Source organism: Citrobacter sp. 506, assembly GCF_050434985.1.
Taxonomy (GTDB): Bacteria; Pseudomonadota; Gammaproteobacteria; order Enterobacterales; family Enterobacteriaceae; genus Citrobacter; species Citrobacter braakii.
Genome location: NZ_JBNDJN010000001.1, coordinates 473,073 through 494,737, shown reverse-complemented (window position 1 = coordinate 494,737; position 21,665 = coordinate 473,073). Strand labels below are relative to the sequence as shown.

General features: G+C 53.8%; 20 protein-coding genes. 8 read left to right on the top strand and 12 right to left on the bottom strand.

From position 1 onward, the window contains the following. Positions 1-4: 4 nt before the first annotated feature. Entirely contained in the window at positions 5-2,986 is a 2,982-nt protein-coding gene (locus tag ABIE10_RS02520) for a virulence factor SrfB (RefSeq protein ID WP_047499137.1), read from the top strand. Next, positions 2,983-5,142, top strand: coding sequence for a virulence factor SrfC family protein (locus tag ABIE10_RS02515; protein ID WP_429154605.1), 2,160 nt, complete (start codon positions 2,983-2,985; stop codon positions 5,140-5,142). The genes ABIE10_RS02520 and ABIE10_RS02515 overlap by 4 nt, the downstream gene beginning before the upstream one ends. Positions 5,143-5,161: 19 nt before the next feature. Here the strand turns inward: ABIE10_RS02515 and ABIE10_RS02510 are convergent, their stop codons facing one another. Further along, the gene (locus tag ABIE10_RS02510; protein ID WP_003020198.1) at positions 5,162-5,335 is read right to left on the bottom strand and encodes a GhoT/OrtT family toxin; all 174 of its coding nucleotides are present in this window, start codon (positions 5,333-5,335) and stop codon (positions 5,162-5,164) included. 192 nt (positions 5,336-5,527) lie between these two features. Here ABIE10_RS02510 and yncL point away from each other — a divergent pair, with 192 nt between their 5' ends. Beyond that, complete coding sequence (gene yncL, locus ABIE10_RS02505) at positions 5,528-5,623, top strand: stress response membrane protein YncL (protein ID WP_071524268.1); 96 nt, start codon at positions 5,528-5,530, stop codon at positions 5,621-5,623. A gap of 119 nt (positions 5,624-5,742) precedes the next feature. On the opposite strand, the gene ABIE10_RS02500 is transcribed toward yncL, so the two are convergent. Then, positions 5,743-6,522 carry an AraC family transcriptional regulator gene (locus ABIE10_RS02500; RefSeq protein ID WP_259688565.1) on the bottom strand — a complete coding sequence of 260 codons (780 nt, stop codon included), beginning with the start codon at positions 6,520-6,522 and terminating at the stop codon, positions 5,743-5,745. 101 nt (positions 6,523-6,623) lie between these two features. Between ABIE10_RS02500 and ABIE10_RS02495 the strand changes: the two genes are divergently transcribed. Beyond that, on the top strand, positions 6,624-7,751 hold the full coding sequence (locus ABIE10_RS02495; RefSeq protein WP_200100676.1) for a multidrug effflux MFS transporter: 1,128 nt from the start codon (positions 6,624-6,626) through the stop codon (positions 7,749-7,751). Positions 7,752-7,946: 195 nt separating this feature from the next. On the opposite strand, the gene patD is transcribed toward ABIE10_RS02495, so the two are convergent. The 8 genes from patD to ABIE10_RS02455 all read right to left on the bottom strand — a co-directional run bounded on the left by patD (position 7,947) and on the right by ABIE10_RS02455 (position 15,783). Beyond that, on the bottom strand, positions 7,947-9,374 hold the full coding sequence (gene patD, locus ABIE10_RS02490) for an aminobutyraldehyde dehydrogenase (RefSeq protein WP_016156580.1): 1,428 nt from the start codon (positions 9,372-9,374) through the stop codon (positions 7,947-7,949). A 21-nt stretch (positions 9,375-9,395) separates the two neighbouring features. Beyond that, positions 9,396-10,202, bottom strand: a complete 807-nt coding sequence (locus ABIE10_RS02485; protein WP_003020204.1) for an ABC transporter permease — start codon at positions 10,200-10,202, stop codon at positions 9,396-9,398. Then, positions 10,192-11,136: an ABC transporter permease gene (locus ABIE10_RS02480; protein ID WP_016153152.1), complete on the bottom strand. Its 945-nt coding sequence runs from the start codon at positions 11,134-11,136 to the stop codon at positions 10,192-10,194. Before ABIE10_RS02480 ends, ABIE10_RS02485 begins: the two co-directional genes overlap by 11 nt. Further along, the gene (locus tag ABIE10_RS02475) at positions 11,137-12,153 is read right to left on the bottom strand and encodes an ABC transporter ATP-binding protein (RefSeq protein ID WP_429154599.1); all 1,017 of its coding nucleotides are present in this window, start codon (positions 12,151-12,153) and stop codon (positions 11,137-11,139) included. A gap of 16 nt (positions 12,154-12,169) precedes the next feature. After that, the gene (gene ydcS, locus ABIE10_RS02470) at positions 12,170-13,315 is read right to left on the bottom strand and encodes a putative ABC transporter substrate-binding protein YdcS (protein WP_047417375.1); all 1,146 of its coding nucleotides are present in this window, start codon (positions 13,313-13,315) and stop codon (positions 12,170-12,172) included. 329 nt (positions 13,316-13,644) lie between these two features. Next, complete coding sequence (locus ABIE10_RS02465; RefSeq protein ID WP_153690353.1) at positions 13,645-15,054, bottom strand: PLP-dependent aminotransferase family protein; 1,410 nt, start codon at positions 15,052-15,054, stop codon at positions 13,645-13,647. A 92-nt stretch (positions 15,055-15,146) separates the two neighbouring features. Further along, positions 15,147-15,563, bottom strand: coding sequence for a type II toxin-antitoxin system HicB family antitoxin (locus ABIE10_RS02460; protein WP_131341011.1), 417 nt, complete (start codon positions 15,561-15,563; stop codon positions 15,147-15,149). 31 nt (positions 15,564-15,594) lie between these two features. Then, positions 15,595-15,783: a type II toxin-antitoxin system HicA family toxin gene (locus ABIE10_RS02455; RefSeq protein ID WP_049259794.1), complete on the bottom strand. Its 189-nt coding sequence runs from the start codon at positions 15,781-15,783 to the stop codon at positions 15,595-15,597. Between the two features lie 263 nt (positions 15,784-16,046). On the opposite strand from ABIE10_RS02455, the gene ABIE10_RS02450 reads away from it, so the two are divergent. From ABIE10_RS02450 to ABIE10_RS02435, 4 genes are all read left to right on the top strand, one after another. Continuing rightward, positions 16,047-17,450, top strand: coding sequence for a cytochrome ubiquinol oxidase subunit I (locus tag ABIE10_RS02450; RefSeq protein WP_047417372.1), 1,404 nt, complete (start codon positions 16,047-16,049; stop codon positions 17,448-17,450). After that, entirely contained in the window at positions 17,450-18,460 is a 1,011-nt protein-coding gene (gene cydB / locus ABIE10_RS02445; protein ID WP_016153157.1) for a cytochrome d ubiquinol oxidase subunit II, read from the top strand. Before ABIE10_RS02450 ends, cydB begins: the two co-directional genes overlap by 1 nt. After that, positions 18,460-18,585, top strand: a complete 126-nt coding sequence (locus tag ABIE10_RS02440; RefSeq protein WP_003020230.1) for a DUF2474 domain-containing protein — start codon at positions 18,460-18,462, stop codon at positions 18,583-18,585. The genes cydB and ABIE10_RS02440 overlap by 1 nt, the downstream gene beginning before the upstream one ends. 189 nt (positions 18,586-18,774) lie before the next feature. Beyond that, complete coding sequence (locus ABIE10_RS02435) at positions 18,775-19,005, top strand: DUF2554 family protein (protein ID WP_016153158.1); 231 nt, start codon at positions 18,775-18,777, stop codon at positions 19,003-19,005. A 3-nt stretch (positions 19,006-19,008) separates the two neighbouring features. On the opposite strand, the gene ABIE10_RS02430 is transcribed toward ABIE10_RS02435, so the two are convergent. Next, entirely contained in the window at positions 19,009-20,970 is a 1,962-nt protein-coding gene (locus tag ABIE10_RS02430; RefSeq protein WP_019076832.1) for a peptidase U32 family protein, read from the bottom strand. Positions 20,971-21,049: 79 nt separating this feature from the next. Further along, positions 21,050-21,586, bottom strand: a complete 537-nt coding sequence (locus ABIE10_RS02425) for a helix-turn-helix domain-containing protein (protein ID WP_429154592.1) — start codon at positions 21,584-21,586, stop codon at positions 21,050-21,052. Positions 21,587-21,665 lie beyond the last annotated feature (79 nt).

Below are 21,665 nucleotides of genomic sequence, written 5' to 3'. Positions count from 1 at the left end.
TTTTATGTTGGTGAATCTGTGTGACTACAAACAGAGCGTGACGCTCATCGCCAATAGCGGTGTGCAATTTCTGGATTTTGGCCTGACGCCGCAGGAATCTGCGCACCATGGCCGCTTTGTGCGCAAAACGGCAAACGGTCCCCTGCTGCGGCTGGATTTCGATCTGACAACCGGACGTTATACCTTACCAGGCAGCACCGGCGGTCAGCCCGAAGTGGTGAAGCCGGAAAGCACCCAGAAGCTGCATTATTCGCTGGACGTGCTCGACGGTGTCTGGCTGCCGCTGCCGTTCCTGCGCTTTAATCCGCCGCGTACGTTCGTTGAAGGCCCGGATAACTGGGCGCGCGTACAGGTGCGGAAGCTGGCGCAACCTGACAGCGCGGGCAACACCCACCGCGTCACCGTGGCGCTGGACAGCCAGCTCACTGAAAATGCCCCTGCGGCGTTAACCCCCAACGAAAATGACCTGCTGAACGGTACGCGATTTGCGCTGGCCTGGCATGACAACGAAATTGCCGATTTCCTCGACCAGACCTGGATTGACGGCTGGTTGCGCGAATCCTTTATGCATCATGTCACACAGCTTGAGAACCGCTCAGAACAAGAGATCCAGCAGGCGCTGCGTAACTTTGAATATCAGGCGCACTGGCTGAATGTGCTGACCCTGTTAGGCGAGCAGCTTTCCGTCCCGGAAGTGAAACTGGTCACGCATACCCTCAGCACGCCCGCCATTCCCGTTGATCTTATCCTGGATATCGGTAACACCCATACCTGTGGCGTCCTGATTGAAGATCACGGGGATGCCAATGACGGACTGCGCCAGACAGCCGAATTGCAGGTGCGTTCGTTAAGCGAGCCACAGTTTCTCAACGATCCGTTGTTCACCAGCCGACTGGAGTTTTCCGAAGCGCGTTTTGGTAAGCAGCACTTTTCCGTGGAGAGCGGTCGTGATGATGCCTTTATCTGGCCGTCGATTGTCCGCGTTGGCGATGAAGCCCGAAAGCTGGCGATGCAGCGCATGGGCACTGAAGGCAGCAGTGGGATCTCCAGCCCGCGCCGTTATCTGTGGGACGAAACGCCGGTGTTGCATGACTGGCGCTTTAGCCAGATGAATGGCAAAACCCAGCGCGAACCACTGGCTACCGCATTCCCGCTGATGAACCTGATGAACGATGACGGGCAACCGCTGTTCAGCCTGCCGCAGGATGATCGTCTGCCGGTATTCTCACCGCAATACAGCCGCAGTACGCTGATGACGCATATGTTGTGCGAAATACTGGCCCAGGCGCTGGGGCAAATTAACAGCGTGGCGACGCGTTTGCGCCTCGGATTCCCGGCATCTCCTCGTCAGTTGCGTACGCTGATCCTGACCCTGCCGTCGGCGATGCCCAAACAGGAGCGTGAGATTTTCCGCCTGCGCATGTTTGAAGCTATTGCGTTGGTCTGGAAAGCAATGGGCTGGCACCCGCAGGATGAAGACTTCACCACCCGTAAACAGCAGGAAAAGAGCGTGGTTCCCGTACCTGAGATCCAGATGGAATGGGATGAGGCCAGCTGCGGGCAACTGGTGTGGCTGTATAACGAAGCTATCTCTCACTACGATGGTCACACCGAGTCGTTCTTTAACGCCCTTGCCCGCCCGGACCGTTTGCCGGAGCCTGGTGAGACTAAAGGTCGTGCGCTGCGCGTGGCATCGATCGACATTGGCGGCGGGACAACGGATATGGCCGTCGTCCATTACCAGCTTGATGACGGCGTGGGTACAAACGTCAAAATTACCCCGCACCTGCTGTTCCGTGAAGGCTTTAAGGTTGCGGGCGATGACATGCTGCTGGACGTGATTCAGCGTTGCGTGTTGCCTGCGCTGCAAACCCGTCTGCAACAGGCTGGCGTGACCGACGCCGCCGCATTGCTGGCTACGCTATTTGGCGATTCCGGGCGCATCGACACCCAGGCGATTTTGCGTCAACAAACGGCGTTACAACTCTTTATGCCGCTCGGTCATGCGGTACTTTCAGCCTGGGAACAAAGTGATATTAACGATCCGGTAGCGGGTCTGCATGCCACCTTTGGCGAACTCCTGAGCCAGCAACCAACGCGCAACGTACTGAATTACATCCAGCAGGCTATCGATCATGCGTTACCTGCGGGATCGCCAGCGTTTGATGTGTTGAGCGTGCCGTTACAGGTGCAGTTCAGGCAGTTACAAGAAGCGTTACTGGCGGGCCAGTTTACCCTGACCTCCCCACTGCACGCGGTCTGTGAGGCCATTTCACACTATCGCTGCGATATTTTATTAGTGACCGGCAGACCCGCCTGTTTACCTGGCGTACAGGCGTTGATCCGCCATCTGCAGCCCGTTCCGGTTAATCGTATGATCTGGATGGATAACTACCGCGTACATGAGTGGTATCCGTTCAGCCAACAAGGGCGGATTGGTAACCCCAAATCCACCGCAGCAGTTGGTGCCATGTTGTGTAGCCTGGCGCTGGATCTACGCTTGCCGCGTTTCAACTTTAAAGCTGCCGATATCGGCGCTTACTCGACCGTACGTTATCTCGGCGTGTTGGATAATACTGTCAATACGCTGCGCGATGAGAACATCTGGTATCACGATATCGATCTGGATAAGCCCGGCGCGAAACTGGATGCCCGCCTGCACTTCCCATTGCGCGGCAACGTTACGTTAGGTTTCCGTCAACTGGCCAACAGCCGTTGGCCTGCCACACCGCTGTATACGCTCAGCATAAATTCTGCCGAACTGGCAAAAACCATCGCCGGAGATGGCGTGTTGAATGTACGGCTGCAGCTACGCGGTGGTAGCAAAGAAAGCGGCCCGGAATTTTTCGTACTGAGCGATGCGTGGTTACAGGATGGCACTCCCGTTGCCGCCAATGCCTTAACGTTAAAACTGAATACGCTGGCAGACCGACGCCATAGCGGGAGCCATTACTGGATTGATAGCGGGAGCGTGTACCTGAAATGAGTAAGATGTTAAACACCGCGCAGGCCGCCATCGAGTGGGTAACTGATACCCGTCAGCGTGCGGCGCGTCTTGATGATGAAGCGGATGCCCTGTTGGCACAGCTCACCCTGGCCGCCGTTAATGAATCTGCGTTGAAGACGACCTTTTCATCGCGAGGATGCGTTGGGCTTTACGGACATTCGCAATCGGCAAAAGCGCACCTGCTCACAGCATTGTGCAGCAACGCCAATGGCAAAGTGAATATCGTTACCCCGGATCGCAGCTTTGATTACTTTTCACATATTAATCCTGGTCATGCGCCAACCAATATGGCGATCCGCTTTACGCGTGATGAAAATCCGCTCGATGGTGAATGGCCGTTGCGCCTGCGGCTACTCAGTGAAGCCGAACTGGTACAGCTATTTATTACCCAGTTCTGTGCGCTTGCGGACAACCGCCAGGTCGAGAAATCGATTATTGAGGCGCGCCTGGAAAAATGGCAAACGTTGCGCCAGCGTCATCCGGTGCCGGGCATTACCGCGCAGGATGTCGCGGCAATTGGCCGTTTCTGGCGCGCCTGCGTACCGGCCAGACAGCAGCAATTTGACGACGCGCTATGGCATCAGTTTGCCACGCTGCTACCCGCTCTGGATCTGACTACCCGGGCAAACGCCTGGGCGTTACTGTGGGGAGAACAACCAGAGTTGACGCAACAGTGGTTGGCGCTGGCGCATACGCTGCAACAAACCGGGAGCGCGCAAGAACTCGCGGCTCCGCTGAGCCTGCTGGTTGACCATTTTGGTTTACCTGCCGAGAGTTTCCTGACTCAGGTAGCATTGAACGGGAATGAGGCGCAAAGCGATGTGGTGGTTCATCCAATAGAAAATGATCAGTTGCTCAATGCGGTCAGCCTTTCTCAGGCTTCGCTGGCGCTGCTCACGCGCGAGCTGGTCCTGACGGTTGAAGACGCGGTACTGGAGAATGTCGATCTGCTGGATATTCCCCTCGCCCCGGATGTTCATCCCCATCCATTGTGGCAGGCCAAATTAGGCTGGATGCTGGAACATTATCGCCAGCATCTGCAACCGGATGTACTTTTAATCTGTAATGCGGTTTCTACCCGCTCCCAGACGCCCGCCATCACCCGCAAGCTACTGGGCTGGGTTAACGATACTCAGCCCGTACATGACGCCGCATTGCCGGGAGTGGTCTGGGCCATTACTCCGCAGGATGCGCGGTTTAGCACTCAGCAAAATCTTGATGAATCTGTGCAGCAATTAATGGGCAAGCCCGGACTGCACTGGGGCACGCTGCAGGCGCTGGATAAACACAGCTTACAACGCCTCGTCGAATGGCTGACTCAGGCAACCTCGCCCCAGCAACGCCAGGCGAGATTGACCTCCCTGCGTGAGCAGCACCAGCAGCGTGTACGCGAAACCCTGATCGGCTGGATTAACCCCGTTGAAACCGAATCGGGTAGCAATGAGTCGGTGATCCGCCAGCTCCAGGCCCAGGCGGCAAAGCATGGCGAACTCCTGGACGGTTTGCTTCCGCCGATGCGCCTCTTTGAGTCGCTGCTGCGTGTTCAGCAGCCGCGCGAGGAACAGGTGAGCGGATTATTTAATGAAGAGATTGACCTGTTTGCCGAGGTGCGTGACACACCGCACTCGCCGGAAAGCAAAGAGACCGGGTATCAGGCACACAAAATGTGGGTTAACCACGTGCGCCAGTGGTGTCGCGATGAAAATAATGCGCGCCGTTTACGTCTCGAGCCGCGTACGCTAAGGCAGGTTGCCGATATCCTCGTCACCACCAGCTATCGGCTGGAAATGCCGCAACGCTTACAGCGCATTATGCAGCGAGAAAACGTCTGCGCCGCGCAGCTTCACGCCGATATTGGGGATTTTATTACCTGGCTTGGATTTGCCAGCGTGGCAGAGGAACAGCGTCCGGCCAGCAGGATCCAAAAAGGATCGGCTATTTTTAGTGCCCCGGCGCAACAGCCGATGTTACGGTTGACGATACTGGATGAACAACCTTCGCATGGCGCAAGCCGTTACGTTTACGACTGGCTGGTCGCTTTGTATACCCGCGCCAATGAAAACGTGGGATATCAGCATCCGCAGGATGTTTGCGCAGCCGACAAAAAACGATTAGATGCCCTGCTTTCCTCCTGAAACGGCGTTTACGCCGTCATCAGAAGAGAGAAAACATTAACGCGACGGGAAAACTCATCGGCCAGGTCGCCCCGACTAATACCGCGCTGAGAAAACGAATCCGCTTTTTATCGCGGGAAAGAAACCAGGTGATGATTGCCGTGATAACGGCCATCACCGCATAAAAAACCAACATTTTTTGGTACAGAGACATGTCAGGCATCCGGGCCGAAAGGTAAAATCGCGCGCAATATGCTCTTTTTCATGACCCACATCAAGTTTTATTAATTATTTTAAGAGAAACGCCGGTAAAACAAGCCGTTTTCATTATGTTCAGAATCCGTACTATTGCGGATAGTTATAACCCGTACTATACCCATAAGGGTTAAAACGAAAGGTGGCACAAATGAATGTTTCCAGTAAAACTGTGGTGCTGATAAATATATTTGCTGCTGTAGGACTTTTCAGTCTGATTTCCGCAAGGTTTGGCTGGTTTGCTTGATGTCGTTCTTCTTGATTAATTGCAGCGTCTGCTGGCAGAGAGGCTCTTCTCTCTGCCATTAGTACACGATTTTCCCACTCTCCTGCCACCCGGTAAATTATCCTTAGTATGTAATCCCCCTAATCCTTCTGCGGCATTATATTGCCCGCATAACGGCTCGGTGTTGTGCCGGTATGCTGATGGAAAAAAGCGATAAAAGCACTGTCACTGACAAATTCCAGATATTGCGCCACCTGGCTGATCTGCCCCCCGTCAGCCAGCATCTCCATGGCTTTTAATAGTCTAAATTGCTGCCGCCAGCTCTGATAATTCATCCCGGTATCCCTGGTAAATATTCGACTGATCGTCCTCTCGCATGCCCCAACCCGTTGGGATAATTGATTTAGTCGTGGTGGCAATTCGCCCATACGTACTCCTTCAAGCCACACGTTCAGCCGTGGATCTGAGGGAAACCGCAACGTCCAGTTTTCACTGCGGGCGGCCCGCATTTCCTCACAAAAAACGGTGATAAGACTGGCCTGCTGCGCGGCAGGCATTTCCCACGGCCAGAAAGCCATACGTTCTATTACTTCAAAAAAGAGAGGATTAACGTCGACTATCTGCAGCGGTAACTTAGATAACGGCAATGTAGTTGAAAAATACAACGAACGATAAGCCATCACCCCACGCATTATGGCGCGATGTACCGTACCAGCCGGGATCCAGACCGCGCGCCGTGGCGGTAGCAGACACAGGGCATGCTCCAGCTCAATCGTAATGCTTCCCGCTGCCGAAAAAAGTAGCTGATGACGAAGATGGCGATGCCGGCCTGAATCGTGTACGCCCATCTCGGAGGCAATCCCGATTACCGGTTTATCAAAGCTATCCGCATCGAAATCATCATCCGGGGCAATTTCCATTATCTGTCCGATAGTTGATATTTAAAGTCTTGATAATGGTAATGCGACACCTCCCTTTCAGCAATAATGCCCGCCAGTTTTCTGTCTCTCTGGATATTGCTATGAACACTCTTCGCCGCCCGCCGCTGTGGCTTCTTACTTTGCTGATTATGTTTCCGCAACTGGTGGAAACCATTTATAGCCCGGCATTGCCAGGAATCGCCACGTCTTTTCACGTAAGCAGTGAGCGCGCGGCGCAAACACTCTCCGTTTATTTTATTGCCTTCGCCATCGGCGTGGCGATGTGGGGTTGGCTGAGCGACTGCCTCGGTCGACGTTGGGCGATGCTGGCAGGACTTATCTGCTATGGGTCAGGTTGTGCCCTGGCCGTGGTTGCCACTGACTTCAGCGTTTTGCTGCTGGCGCGGATGATCTCAGCCATCGGCGCGGCTGCCGGGTCAGTGGTGGTACAGACCATGTTACGGGACACTTATGAATCAACTGCGCTATCCCGCGTCTTTTCCGTGATGGGCGCTGCGCTGGCATTGAGTCCCGTTTTCGGCCTGCTAAGCGGAGGTTGGTTGGTTAGCCTGTATGGTCATACCGGTGTATTTATTGCCCTTGTGCTGCTGGCGCTGCTACTGCTACTACTGACTGCGACCATGCTGCCAGAAACCCGGCCCGAAAATACGCTCAGCCCCAGCCTTGCTGCACTGCTCTCCCGCATGATGCGTGACCGCGAGCTGTGGAAAAATACCATGCTGGTTGCGCTGCTGAACACCATGCTGTTTAGCTATTACAGCCTGGCTCCGTTTCTTTTCGGGCAATTGGGATGGAGTTCCAGAGCCTTTGGCTGGACGGGGGGATTACTTGCGTTTGCTTCGCTGTCGGGCAGCCTGCTGAACCGGAGATTATTGACGACAGACCTGACGTCGGAACAGAGGGTACGTTATGCCTGTGCGCTGGCAGCATTGTCAGGCCTCGCCGCGTGGTGGTTACAGCACTCCGCGTGGATTCTGATACCGGTTTTCGGCGCGGTGATTGCCTATGGCATCGCGATCCCTAATGTGCTGAGTCAGGCCCTACGCCACTATCGTGAACAGGCAGGGGCCGCCGGTGCATTATTCGGATTAAGCTATTACCTGTTGCTGGGAATGATGCTGGGGGTGGCAGGCATGGTGCAACAACTGGGGCTGGTTCTGAGCGTCTGTGCGCTACTCGCCTGGATTTGCAGCTTGCGCCGCGGATAACCGGATGACGATCCTGAAAGCACAAAGCCCTGACATTAATAAGCCGGGGCTTTGTTGTATCAATTAGCCTGACCTCGCGGATATTTCCAACTTACCGCCGTCCGATGGCGACGAGGCCAGTGGCGCGAATAATATAGACACACGTTTGCCAGTATTTAGCTATCCGTGCCGCATTTATCGCTCGCGCTTAAGATATTACTCATGCTTGATCATGACATGGCGAACAATCGTGTAATCTTCCAGCCCGTAAACCGACATATCCTTGCCATAACCAGACTGTTTTTGTCCGCCGTGCGGCATCTCGCTGACCAGCGTGAAGTGGGTATTGACCCAGGTGCAACCATACTGCAGGCGGGCGCTAAATCGATGCGCGCGCCCCACATCCCGAGTCCAGACGGAGGATGCCAGGCCGTATTTCGAATCGTTAGCCCACGCCAGCACCTGATCTTCATCCTCAAATACGGTGACGCTGACCACCGGACCGAAAACTTCCCGCTGCACGATAGCATCTTCCTGCTTCGCCCCGGCCAGCAGCGTCGGAGCAAAATAGTAGCCTGCGCCGTCCACTTTTTTACCACCGGTGATGACTTTGATATGCCCCAGTGCTTTGGCTTCATCGACCGCTTTAGTCACGCGATCGAGGTGCGCCTGCGAGCTTACCGGCCCCAGCTCCGTCGATTCGTCATTCGGTGCACCGATTTTCAGACTGGCAACCGCGGCACCGAGTTTCTCAACCAACGCGTCATAAATGCCTTTCTGGGCATAGATTCGACAAGCGGCGGTACAGTCTTGCCCGGCGTTGTAATACCCAAAGGTTCGCACGCCGCTCACCACAGCATCCAGATCAGCATCATCAAAAATGATGACCGGGGCTTTGCCGCCCAGCTCCATATGTGTGCGCTTAATCGAAGGCGCGGTGTGCTGGATAATGTGTTCACCGGTCGCAATGGAGCCGGTCAGGGAAACCATCCGGACTTTTTCATGACCGGTCAGCGGGTCACCCACCGTTTTGCCACGGCCAAACAACACGTTGATAACGCCAGGCGGATAAATATCTTTGGCAAATTCTGCCAGTTTAAGTGCCGTTAGCGGGGTAATTTCTGACGGTTTAATCACCACACAGTTACCCGCCGCCAGCGCCGGTGCCAGCTTCCACGCCGCCATCATCAGCGGGTAGTTCCACGGCGCGATAGAGGCCACCACGCCCAGCGGATCCCGACGAATCATCGACGTATGCCCTTCCAGATACTCTCCAGCCGCCTGTCCTTGCAGGGTACGAGCTGCCCCGGCGAAGAAGCGGAAAACGTCGACGATTGCCGGAATTTCATCGTTAAGGACACAGTGCAGCGGCTTACCACAGTTAAGCGATTCCAGCTCAGCGAAGGTTTGCGCGTTATCGGCGATAGCATCCGCCAGTTTCAGCAGCAGTTCGGAACGGACTTTCGGTGTGGTTTGTCCCCAGGTGGCAAATGCGCTGTCTGCTGCACGTACCGCCGCATCAACCTGCCCGGCTGACGCCTCGGCAATCTCCAGAATGCGTTCTCCAGTGGCAGGGTTATAGACTGGCTGCTTTTCACCTTCACCGTTGACCAGCTCGCCATTAATCAGTAATTGATGTTGCATAGCAATTTCCCATATCGTCGTTTATTTACCGTTTCCGGCGAGAGTGTCGCCTTCACGCGTTAGCCACCAGGCCCCTAAAATTGGCAGTGTTGTCACCAGCATTACCAGCAATGCCACAACGTTGGTGACAGGCACATCTCGTGGTCGACCCAGTTGATTGAGCAGCCACAAAGGAAGTGTTCTTTCATGTCCGGCGGTGAACGTTGTCACGATGATTTCATCAAACGACAAAGCAAACGCCAGCATCCCTCCCGCCAGCAGTGCCGACGCCAGATTTGGCAGCACGACATAACGAAAGGTTTGCCAGCCGTTGGCGCCAAGATCCATAGACGCTTCAACCAGACTCCATGAGGTACGGCGAAAACGCGCCACGACGTTGTTAAATACCACCACCACGCAAAACGTCGCATGGCCGACCACGATGGTGAGAAAACCGGGTTCCAGGTTGATAGTTTTAAACGCCGTCAGTAGCGCCAGACCGGTAATAATCCCCGGCAGCGCGATCGGCAACAGCAGCAACAGCGATATTGCGCTTTTACCAAAAAAGTCCCTGCGCCACAGTGCGGCAGCGGCCAGCGTCCCCAGAACAAGAGCAATGGCCGTCGACAACGCAGCGATTTTAAGTGACAACGTCACCGATTCCAGAATATCGCTACGTTGCGCCGCAACGCTAAACCACTTCAGCGTTAACCCCTGCGGTGGAAAACTAAAAGCAGCCTCCTCAGTATTAAAAGCATAGGTGGCGATGATGAGGATGGGAAAGTGCAGGAAAATAACCCCGCCCCATGCCGCCAGTTTGAGTAACCAGGGCGCGCGTTCAGAGTGCATCGAAAGCTCCCAGACGCTTCACGAACGCCAGATACAGTGCGATTAACACAATCGGCACCAGAGTAAATGCCGCCGCCATCGGCATGTTGCCGATCGCCCCTTGTTGCGAATACACCATATTGCCGATGAAATAGCCTGGCGGTCCCACCAGTTGCGGCACGATAAAATCGCCCAACGTCAGAGAGAAGGTAAAGATCGACCCTGCCGCGATACCGGGTATCGCCAGTGGCAGGACCACATAGCGGAAAGTCTGATGCGGACGAGCGCCCAAATCAGCGGAGGCCTGTAAGAGCGAAGGCGGAAGTCTCTCCAGCGCGGCCTGTACCGGCAGGATCATAAACGGCAGCCAGATGTAGACGAACACCAGAAAACGCCCTAACCCTGAAGTCGACAACGTATTCCCGCCTACCGCAGGCAGCGTCAGGAACGAAAGCAGCAGCGGCTCCAGCCCCAGATGGGTTAAAAACCACTGCGCCACCCCGTCTTTAGCCAACAGTAACGTCCATGCGTAGGCTTTAACAATGTAGCTGGCCCACATCGGCAACATCACAGCAATGTAAAAAAAGGCTTTCATTTTGCCACTGGTATATCGCGCCATATACCACGCCATCGGAAACGCCAGAATCGCGCTGGCAATGGTGACCGCCACCGCCATCGTCAGGGTACGCAAAATGATGTCGTAGTTGGCGGGATTAAACAGCGCCTGCAAATTCGCCAGCGTCAGGTCGGGTGTGACCGACATGGTGAAATCATCGAAGGTATAAAAACCTTGCCACAACAGCGTCAGTAATGAGCCGAAGTAGACGATCCCAAACCACATCAGCGGTCCGAGGAGCAGCAAAAACAGCCCCAGACCCGGATTACGCCAGAAGAACCCTGAGATCCGGTTCAGACTTGTCGACTGTGGAGGCGAATGTAAGACATTCATAGCCATTCACCTCTCCTCAACCAGCGGTACCATCACGTCGCGTGACCACGATGCCATCACCTGTTGACCCGGCGACAGCGTTGTCGGCAGCATTTCTCCCGTCAGGTTCGCCTGGCTAACCAGCAATTTTTCACCGCCAACAAGTTTCAGCTCAAAACGTGTCGCCGCGCCCTGGTACTGCACCGCCTGGATAACCCCCCGGGCCTGGACTTCGCCACTGGTATCATTCAAGCGAATGTGTTCCGGACGCAGGGAAAACATACCCTGTAGCCCGCAAACGTTCGCTGACATCGTTTCATCAAAAACATTTGACGTCCCGACGAAACTTGCCACAAACGGTGTGCGCGGACGCATGTACAGTTCACGCGGAGAATCCACCTGTTCGATGCAGCCATTATTAAACACCGCCACACGATCGGACATCGACAGGGCTTCACCCTGATCGTGGGTGACAAAAATGAAGGTGATACCCAGGGATTGCTGTAGCTTTTTCAGTTCCAGCTGCATCTGCTCACGCAGCTTAAGATCCAATGCCCCGAGCGGTTCATCCAACAGCAGGACGCGCGGTTCATTGACCAGCGCGCGGGCAATCGCTACGCGTTGCCGCTGACCACCGGAGAGTTGCGATGGTTTGCGTTCATAAACAAAACCGAGCGCAACCTTATCCAGCGCTTCACGTGCTTTAGCGTGACGCTGTTTTTTATCAATACCTTTGACCATCAGCCCGTAGGCGACATTGTCGAGAATCGACATATGCGGGAATAGCGCATAATCCTGAAATACCGTATTGACGTCCCGTTCCCAGGGCGGCAATTCGCTGGCCTGCTTACCAAAAATGGTGATTGCGCCGCCTGACAGTTGCTCAAACCCTGCAATAAGGCGCAGACAAGTGGTCTTGCCGGAGCCGGATGGCCCCAGCATAGAGAAAAACTCACCGTCGTTAATCGCAATACTCACCCCATCAACTGCACGAACATCCCCGTACAGACGCGAGACGTTATGAAACTCCACTGCGTACGTCATAAAACCCCCAGCGGAATTAACGACCGCCCATAATGGCGATGTAATCCTGCGTCCAGCGACTGTAAGGAACGAATTTGCCACCTTCTGCGATCGGCGTTTTCCAGAAGGCAATTTTGTCAAAGTAGCTATAGCCGTTGGTTTCACAGCCCTTTTCACCCAGCAGCGGGCTGGCTTTACAACCTTCAGGCACGACTGGCAGAGAACCAAACCAGGCTGCGACGTCGCCCTGAACTTTCGGGGTTAATGACCAGTTCATCCATTTGTAAGCGCACACCGGGTGTTTGGCTTCGCTGTGCAGCATGGTGGTATCAGCCCATCCGGTAACCCCTTCTTTTGGGAAGACCGTGGCAATAGGCTGGCCTTCTCCTTTCAGGGCGTTCGCCTGATAAGGCCAGGCGCTGGACGCCACCACACCTTCGTTTTTGAAGTCGCTCATTTGTACGGTGGTATCGTGCCAATAGCGATGGATCAGCGCGTGTTGATCGCTCAGGACTTTGATCACCGCCTGATACTGTTGTTCGGTGAGCTGATAGGGATCGGTAATGCCCAGTTGCGGCTGAGTCGCCTTAACGAATAATGCAGCATCGGCAATATAGATCGGGCCATCGTAGGCTTGAACGCGCCCTTTATTGCTTTTTCCGTCCCCAAGTTTTTGCTCAACAAATACCACGTTCCAGCTATCCGGCGGCGTTGGGAAAATTTTGGTGTTGTACATCAGCAGGTTTGGCCCCCACTGGTACGGTGTGCCGTAAACTTTTCCGCCAACGTTAAACCACTCGCCTTTTACCACGCGCGGATCGATGCTTTTCCAGTTAGGGATCAGCGCGGTATTAATCGGCTGAACGCGTTTTCCCATAATCAGACGCAAGGAGGCATCACCGGAAGCGGTAACCAGGTCGTAGCCGCCTTTTGCCATCAGGCTGACCATTTCATCAGAAGTGGCCGCTGTTTTAACATTGACCGCGCAGCCGGTATCTTTTTCAAACTGCGAGACCCAATCATATTGTTTATCGGTCTGTCCACGTTCGATGTAGCCCGGCCAGGCAATAATATCCAGACGGCCTTCCGGTTTATCTAAGGATGTCGGGGGTTCGGCTGCCTGTGCAGTCATCAGCGTCATACTGAGTGCGCACAGGCTACTGAGGGCAAACTGCTTGCTCATAACGTCTTACTCCTGTCTAAAAAATATTGAGCGGCAGCCTTGCCGTAAATATATGTCCTTTCCTAAAAATAGTCGGGGTGTTGTAAGCGTTCCTGCTGGCGCAAGGAAATTTAATCAGGTTGTGAGCTAACGCTCATTACGCTACTGACGCTGATCGGGAGCTTTAATCTTCTGAAGTATAGACAAGGAGTTAGGTGCAACGGTGGCAATAGTAAGAACTATTGATTTTTTGTATGGTAGCACCCGATATAAATAACATCGGGGTTAGGTATTCTCTATTTCGAAAATAAGAACGCGCTATTCTTTTATATTGAATAGCGCGTTACGTTTTATTTCATCATCTCGCGAATTAATTTTCCCAGCTGTTTCACAGCCTGTTCCTCACGCTCTCCCCAGTGCCATGCGGTATTAAAGCGAAAGAAACGAGTCCAGCTCCCCGAGGTCGAAAACATTTTTCCCGGTGCAATGCTGATATGGTGCGCCAGTGCCTGGGTGCTGAGCACGCCTGCATCAAGCGGTTCTGGCAGTTCCAGCCACAGAAAATAGCCGCTGTCGTTATGGTGAATTTTGACTTCCGCCGGAAGATGGCGCAGCAACGTTTGCCAGGCCTGCTGTTTGCGTTCCGCCAGTTGACGGCGTAAGCGGCGCAGATGCGCGTCATAGCGCCGGGTTGACAGATAATCCACGAGCGCAAGCTGCATGGGGGAACTGGTGGATAACGTGCTCATGAGCTGGAGTCGCTGAATACGTCGAGCATGCTTCCCGGCCGCCACCCAGCCCACGCGAAATCCGGGCACCAGGCACTTCGAGAAAGACGAACAATGCAAAACGCTGTCGGCGCGATCCCAGGCTTTGGCAGGCAGTGGTTTTTCGCGACCAAAGTACAGCTCGCTGTAGACATCATCTTCTATCAGCATTACATGATATTTTTCCAGCAATGAGACCAGGTGCGCCTTTTTCTCTGGGCTGAGCGTAAAGCCCAACGGATTTTGGCTGTTGGTCATCAGCCAGCAGGCTTTTACCGGATACTCCTGCAACGCTTGCTCCAGCGCGGTAAGATCGATCCCCTCTTTCACGTCGGTGGCAATCGAAAGCGCCTTCAGCCGTAATCGCTCCAGGGCCTGCAACGCCCCGTAGAAACAGGGGTTTTCGACAATTACCCAGTCTCCCGGTTCGGTAACCGCCTGCAGGCTCAGGTTGAGGGCATCCAGCGCACCGGTAGTGATGACAATTTCATCAGGTGAAATGGTCATCCCCTGTTGAGCATAGCGGCGGGCAATGGCATGGCGCAGCTCATCATTTCCCGGCGGCAGGTTTTCTATCACGCTCATGGCGGTCGCGGTTTTACTGACCTGCGCCAGCGAGCGGTTCAACTGCTGGAGGGGAAACAGACGCGGATCGGGGAATGCAGAGGCAAATGGCATCACTGACGCATCCCGGCTGGCCTGCAGCATATCAAAAATATAGGTGTTGATATCCACCGCTTCATCGCGCATCACCTGCGCCTGCGGCGCTGCCAGCTCACGTTCAGGGCGCGCGGCAACATAGTAACCCGACTGCGGCCGGGCGATAATCCGGCCCTGACTTTCCAGCAACTGATATGCATGTCCGACGGTCATAAAACTCATGCCGCTGCTGACCACCTGCTCGCGCAAGGATGGCAAGCGATCGCCGGGCTGCCATACGCCAGACGCGATTTGATCGCGAATTTGCTCAGCCAGTCGCTGGTATTTTTTCATTTTTCGTCCTGATAATCGGTGTCGGTGACACGCACTGTATATATCAGTTTACATAATCAGGGCATTTTTTATAACTGTTATAGTTAACAGTTTTACAACATTGTTACTGACAGCTCCTTGCCTAAGGCGCGTGCAGCTATTTGCACAGCATCAATTTTTGTCGCGTGCTTTAAATCGAACAAACGGGTAATTTCCTGCTTAGGCCTGCCAATCCTGTTTGCCAGCTCCTGCTGGGTGATTTTTGATTCAAGAAAGGCATTTAACAAAAGAACCTTCGACGCAATGCTCAGGGGGATTTCCACATAGTCACCTTCAGCGCCAACCGCCGAAGGTAAAGGAATCGGTTCGTTATCGTCGAAATAGAATTCAAAAGCGGTCACCAATGCAGACTGCGCAGCCTGCAAAGCCCCATGACGGGTTTCGCCCTGAGTTAATGCTTCAGGAATATCCGGGAAAGAAACCACGAATCCACCTTCCACGGCGGGGATTAGATTAACGGGATAACGCATGATTTTTTCAAAATCTCTCATATAATTAACCTCATATTGATGATGACTGTAAGCCAAGCTGCTTCAGGATCGATTTTCGCAAGGCTTCTTTTATTTCATCACCAGGATGCCTGGGCATAACGCTACGCCTTCCCTGATACCTCAACTTCAGATGATTTGAGCCGTTTGTAACAGCCACTCCCTGAGATTCAAGCCAGCGTCTGAACTCACTTTGCTTCACTGCGCCTCCCTGTCGTCTATTATACGCACAAAGTAAACATTTATGATTACCTTTTCATTACCTCGCTAGTGATAGCGTAAAATCACTCGCGTGGGGAGGACGCGATTCAATAACAGGAATCCAGGTTCCAGATTTCATATCAGCCAGGCTAACCTATAACAGCACGACAACTGTTATGGTTAAAAAGAACTGTTCTGTTTCTGCCTTCCATTGCTTCGCAGCCTTAGAATTGCGCTAAATCAATTTTGCCTGCGGAGCTAAGCATGTTCGGTCTTGACGCGTTTCACCTGGCGAGGATCCAGTTCGCGTTTACGGTATCCTTTCACATCATCTTTCCGGCGATTACCATTGGCCTCGCCAGTTATCTGGCGGTGCTCGAAGGGTTATGGTTAAAAACGAAAAATCCGACCTGGCGCTCGCTATACCATTTCTGGTCGAAAATATTCGCCGTAAACTTTGGTATGGGCGTGGTTTCCGGGCTGGTGATGGCTTATCAGTTCGGCACGAACTGGAGTGGTTTTTCTGAGTTCGCCGGTAGCATCACCGGGCCGCTGCTGACCTATGAAGTATTAACCGCCTTCTTCCTCGAAGCAGGCTTCCTCGGGGTAATGCTGTTTGGCTGGAATCGGGTTGGCCCAGGGCTTCACTTCTTCGCGACCTGTATGGTTGCGCTGGGTACTATTATTTCTACCTTCTGGATCCTCGCCTCCAACAGCTGGATGCAAACGCCACAGGGCTATGAAATTGTTAACGGGCAAGTCGTTCCCGTCGACTGGTTCGCCGTGATTTTCAATCCGTCATTCCCTTATCGTTTGCTGCATATGTCCGTTGCCGCCTTCCTGAGCAGCGCGCTGTTTGTCGCGGCATCAGCCGCATGGCATTTATTGCGCGGTAATAGCACGCCAGCAATTCGCGCTATGTTTTCAATGGCGCTGTGGATGACGTTAATCGTCGCTCCGCTGCAGGCCTTAATTGGCGATATGCACGGGTTGAATACGCTGAAGCACCAGCCTGCAAAAATTGCGGCGATTGAAGGACACTGGGAAAATCCGCCCGGTGAACCGACCCCGCTGCTGTTGTTCGGCTGGCCGGATATGGAGCAGGAGCGCACCCGCTATGGGCTGGAAATCCCGGCGCTGGGCAGCCTGATCCTGACTCATAGTCTGGATAAACAGGTCCCGGCGTTAAAAGAATTTCCAAAGGAAGACAGGCCCAATTCCACCATCGTGTTCTGGTCGTTTCGCATTATGGCAGGGTTAGGCATGCTGATGATCCTGCTGGGCGCGTTTGCCCTGTGGTTGCGTTATAAGCAGCGGCTATACACCTCACGTCCTTTCCTGCGCTTTGCATTGTGGATGGGGCCCTCCGGTCTGATTGCCATCCTTGCTGGCTGGGTGACCACCGAAGTTGGCCGTCAGCCGTGGGTGGTTTACGGTTTGCAACGTACGGCGGATGCGGTTTCCGCACATGGTGATTTACATATGAGCATCAGCCTACTGTCTTTCTTTGTGGTGTATAGCTCGGTGTTTGGCGTGGGTTACAGCTACATGATCCGCCTGATCCGCAAAGGACCACAGGAAGATGAACCGACCATTCCACCAACAGGCACGCCGGCGCGGCCGCTTTCTGCTGTCGTTCTCGATTCTCAACCGGAGGCACACCGCTAATGGGTATCGATTTATCAGTTATCTGGTTTGTAATTATCGTGTTCGCCACGCTGATGTATATCGTGATGGACGGTTTTGATCTCGGGATCGGTATTTTATTCCCTGCGATTTCGGATGCGGATGACCGCGATGTGATGGTCAACAGCGTCGCCCCGGTATGGGACGGTAATGAAACCTGGCTGGTGTTGGGCGGCGCCGGATTATTCGGCGCTTTTCCCCTGGCCTATGCGGTGATTGTCGATGCGCTGACGATCCCGTTGACCCTGATGCTCATCGGCCTGATATTTCGCGGCGTCGCGTTTGAGTTTCGCTTCAAAGCCACGCCGGCGCATCGACCATTCTGGGATAAAGCTTTTCTCGGCGGTTCAATCCTCGCGACATTCACTCAGGGTATTGTGGTCGGTGCCGTACTCAATGGATTTTCCGTCACCGGACGCAGCTACAGCGGCGGTCCTTTCGACTGGCTGACCCCCTTTACCCTGTTCTGCGGCGTGGGCCTGGTTGTAGCCTACGCCCTGTTGGGGGCAACATGGCTGGTGATGAAAAGCGAAAATCCGTTGCAGGATAAAATGCGCTGCGTGGCAAGAAAACTGCTGCTGGCGATGCTGGTTGTCATTGCCATTATCAGTCTGTGGACGCCGCTGGCGCACAGCGCCATTGCCGAGCGTTGGTTTAGCCTGCCTAATCTGTGGTTCCTGATGCCGGTTCCGCTCCTGGTTGCGCTGATTAGCCTCTGGCTGTGGCGCTCGTTGGGTCAGCAAAACAGCCATACGCTGCCTTTTGTATTGACGCTGGGGCTGATTTTTCTCGGGTTCAGCGGGCTGGGGATCAGTATCTGGCCCCACATCATTCCACCGTCCATTACGCTGTGGCAGGCGGCAGCTCCGGCGCAGAGTCAGGGCTTTATGTTGGTTGGCGCGCTGCTGATTATCCCGATAATCCTGGTGTACACCTTCTGGAGCTACTACGTTTTCCGCGGCAAAGTTCAACATGGTGAGGGGTATCATTGATGCAACAAACAATCTGGAAACGCCTGATGTGGCTGGTGATCCTCTGGGGCGGCAGCGTGCTGGCCCTGGCCGCCGTTGGTATGTTCTTTCGTCTCCTGATGACGGCCGCCGGGTTTAAATCCTGATTCTCTCCCTGATAACAACCGGGCAGCGCTGCACTGCCCGGTTGTGACAAATCCCAACGTTATCTAAACAAAAATGTAAAAAACATCGAAATGACAAAACAGAGATTGTCATTAACCCGATTAAAATATTGAATAGTCACCTGGCGAAATTATCGTCAATTCCGCAGCTAACGTACCAGAGGGTGCATGATGTTTAAGAAAGGGTTAACGGTGTTATTGCTGGCCAGCGCGCTTTTTTCCGGTCAGCTTCTCGCTACTAATCAGGGACATGAATATCTTCAGGTGCAGGATGCCGATCACTTATTACGACACACAGCCGACAGCGATGAACTACGAATGACGGCGGAAGAATCCGCCGCCGATCTTCGCGAACACCATTACTGGCAAAAATCACGCAAACCCGATACACATCAGAGCTAACCGTTAGCTTTTACGCTTTGGCAACGTTTTCAGCAGTTCTTCAGGGCTGACGGAAGCCACCACGCTGCCCGGCAACGGCATCTTCAGAATGTGATGTTTCATCTTGCCGATCACGTGCATTTCGCACGGTCGGCAATCAAATTTCAGCGTCAGGACCTCATCGCCGTTAACCAACTGCATCGGCGTGGCTTTCCAGCTTTTGATATTTCCTTTCGCCTGTTTCGGACACAGGTTAAACGCAAAACGCAGGCAATGTTTGGTGATCATCACCGGCACATCGCCCTTTTCTTCATGCGCCTCATAGGCGGCATCAATCAACTGCACGCCATAACGGTGATAAAACTCTCGCGCTTTATGGTTGTAGACGTTAGCCAGAAAGCTCAGATGCGTTTGCGGGTAAACCGGCGCCGGCTGGGCAACCGGTTTACGGCGACCGCGCTGATAGTTTTGCAAACGAGCGGCATCCAGCATGTCGACCGCTTCACGTCGCAGCTGATTCAGTTGGCCGTTAGGCACGAACAATGCTCCCGGCAGATTCACCTGAATATTACGGGCGTAATACAGCGTTTGTCCCAGTTTTGCCAGACCATCCTGTAGGTTGCTCAACGCTTTTTCTGCATTGTTCGCTTCCTCAAACTGGCCGTCCAGCGTATGGGTGATACTCACCCCCTCCTCACTGGTGAGCGTCAGGATCAACTGTTCCTGCCAGCCGCCCAGCTCAATATCGACCGCGACGCGGCGTTCGCTGGAGGTTTTGGTCAACGCCTGCTGCCAGTTATGATCGAGATTGCGGTTCAGCGGATGGTTGGCGCGCACTTTGTGCAGGTCGGCGGGCATTTCATTCGGCCACACCCGATAACGATTGTGCCCCGTTTTTTCAACGGTGTTGGCGCGAAATCCGACGACCTCACGCTTGATTAACACGTTCAGACCATCCCCGTTGGCCAGCGGTTCTGTTACCTCAACATCGAGATGATCTTTTGCCACCTTCAGGACTTCGCCAACCGGCAGACCGATGAACTTTGGTGAGTCGAATGCGCCGATATCCCCCTTACGGGCATTCACAAAATAATCGGTGCTGCCGCGATGGAAGGTCTTTTCCGTGGATGGAGTAAAGAAATGTTCGGTACGCCCGGCTGAAGAACGGGCAAGATCGCCGCGCTCTTCAATTATGGCGTCCAGCATCTGACGATAATGCGCGGTAATATTCTTCACATAGCTCATGTCTTTATAGCGCCCTTCAATTTTGAAGGATCGCACGCCTGCGTCAATCAACGCGCCGAGGTTAGCGGTCTGATCGTTATCTTTCATCGACAGCAGATGTTTTTCGTAGGACACCACGCGCCCCTGATCGTCTTTCAGGGTATACGGCAGACGACAAGCCTGAGAACAGTCGCCGCGGTTGGCGCTACGTCCGGTTTGCGCATGTGAAATATAACACTGGCCTGAATAGGCGACGCACAGCGCACCGTGAATGAAAAATTCAATAGTCGCATCCGTAGCCTGATGAATGGCGTTTATCTGCTCAAGGCTCAGTTCGCGTGCGAGGACAATTTGGGTGAATCCGACGTCAGAAAGAAACTTCGCCTTCTCGACGCTGCGAATATCACATTGGGTGCTGGCATGCAGCTCAATGGGAGGAATATCCAGCTCCAGAATCCCCATATCCTGCACAATCAGAGCGTCAACGCCGGTCTGATACAGATCGGTAATTAATCGCTGTGCGGGCTCCAGCTCATCATCATGCAAGATTGTATTCAGCGTCACAAAGATTTTCGCCCCGTAACGATGCGCAAACGGCACCAGTTCAGCGATATCTTTCAGGCTGTTACTGGCGTTATGACGCGCGCCAAAACCCGGTCCGCCAATGTAAACGGCGTCAGCGCCGTGCAAAATGGCTTCACGTGCAATGGCGGTATCCCGGGCCGGGCTTAACAATTCAAGGTGATGAGGCTGCTGGCGCATACAGTTGTTACCATCCACAAGTGGTAAAAATGGCGGCTATTGTAGTCACAAGCGCGGCTTTTCGGAATAGTTTTCCCGATTAACCGCGCGGGTAATGGATCAGGGAATGAAAGTGAACCGTTTGTTCGCTACTGTTACGGTAGCTATGCGCCCCGTCTCCCGCAAAACGCACCCCCTCGCCGGATTTCATGGTGCGCCACTGCCCCTCAATACTCATATCCAGCAGCCCATTTATCACCACCACGTGCTCTATAACGCCGGTTTCATGCGGAGTCGATTCACTGAGTGCGCCGGGTGCCAGCTGTATCGAAAAATGATCGAAGCACAGCTGTGGGTCCCACGGAAACAATGGCGTGACGACCATCGCCTGCTGCTGGGGATCGAATGTTGGCGCGCCGTCTGACTCTGGCGGTGAAATAAACGTCGAGAATGGCACGTTCAGTCCGGTAGCAATTTTCCACAATGTCGCCACCGTTGGGCTGGATTCGTTGCGCTCAATCTGCCCCAACATGGCTTTTGACACGCCGGTTTCCTCCGCCAAACGTGACAGGCTCCATTCCCGCTGGTGACGTAGCGTGCGGAGCGTTGTGGCCAGATAGTGGGTTAAGTTTTCCATTTTTCGCCTTCCTGACTCTCCTTTCTCAAGGCTACAGCTTAGCACTTGTACGCTATAACGCACAGTGCTACATTGATTG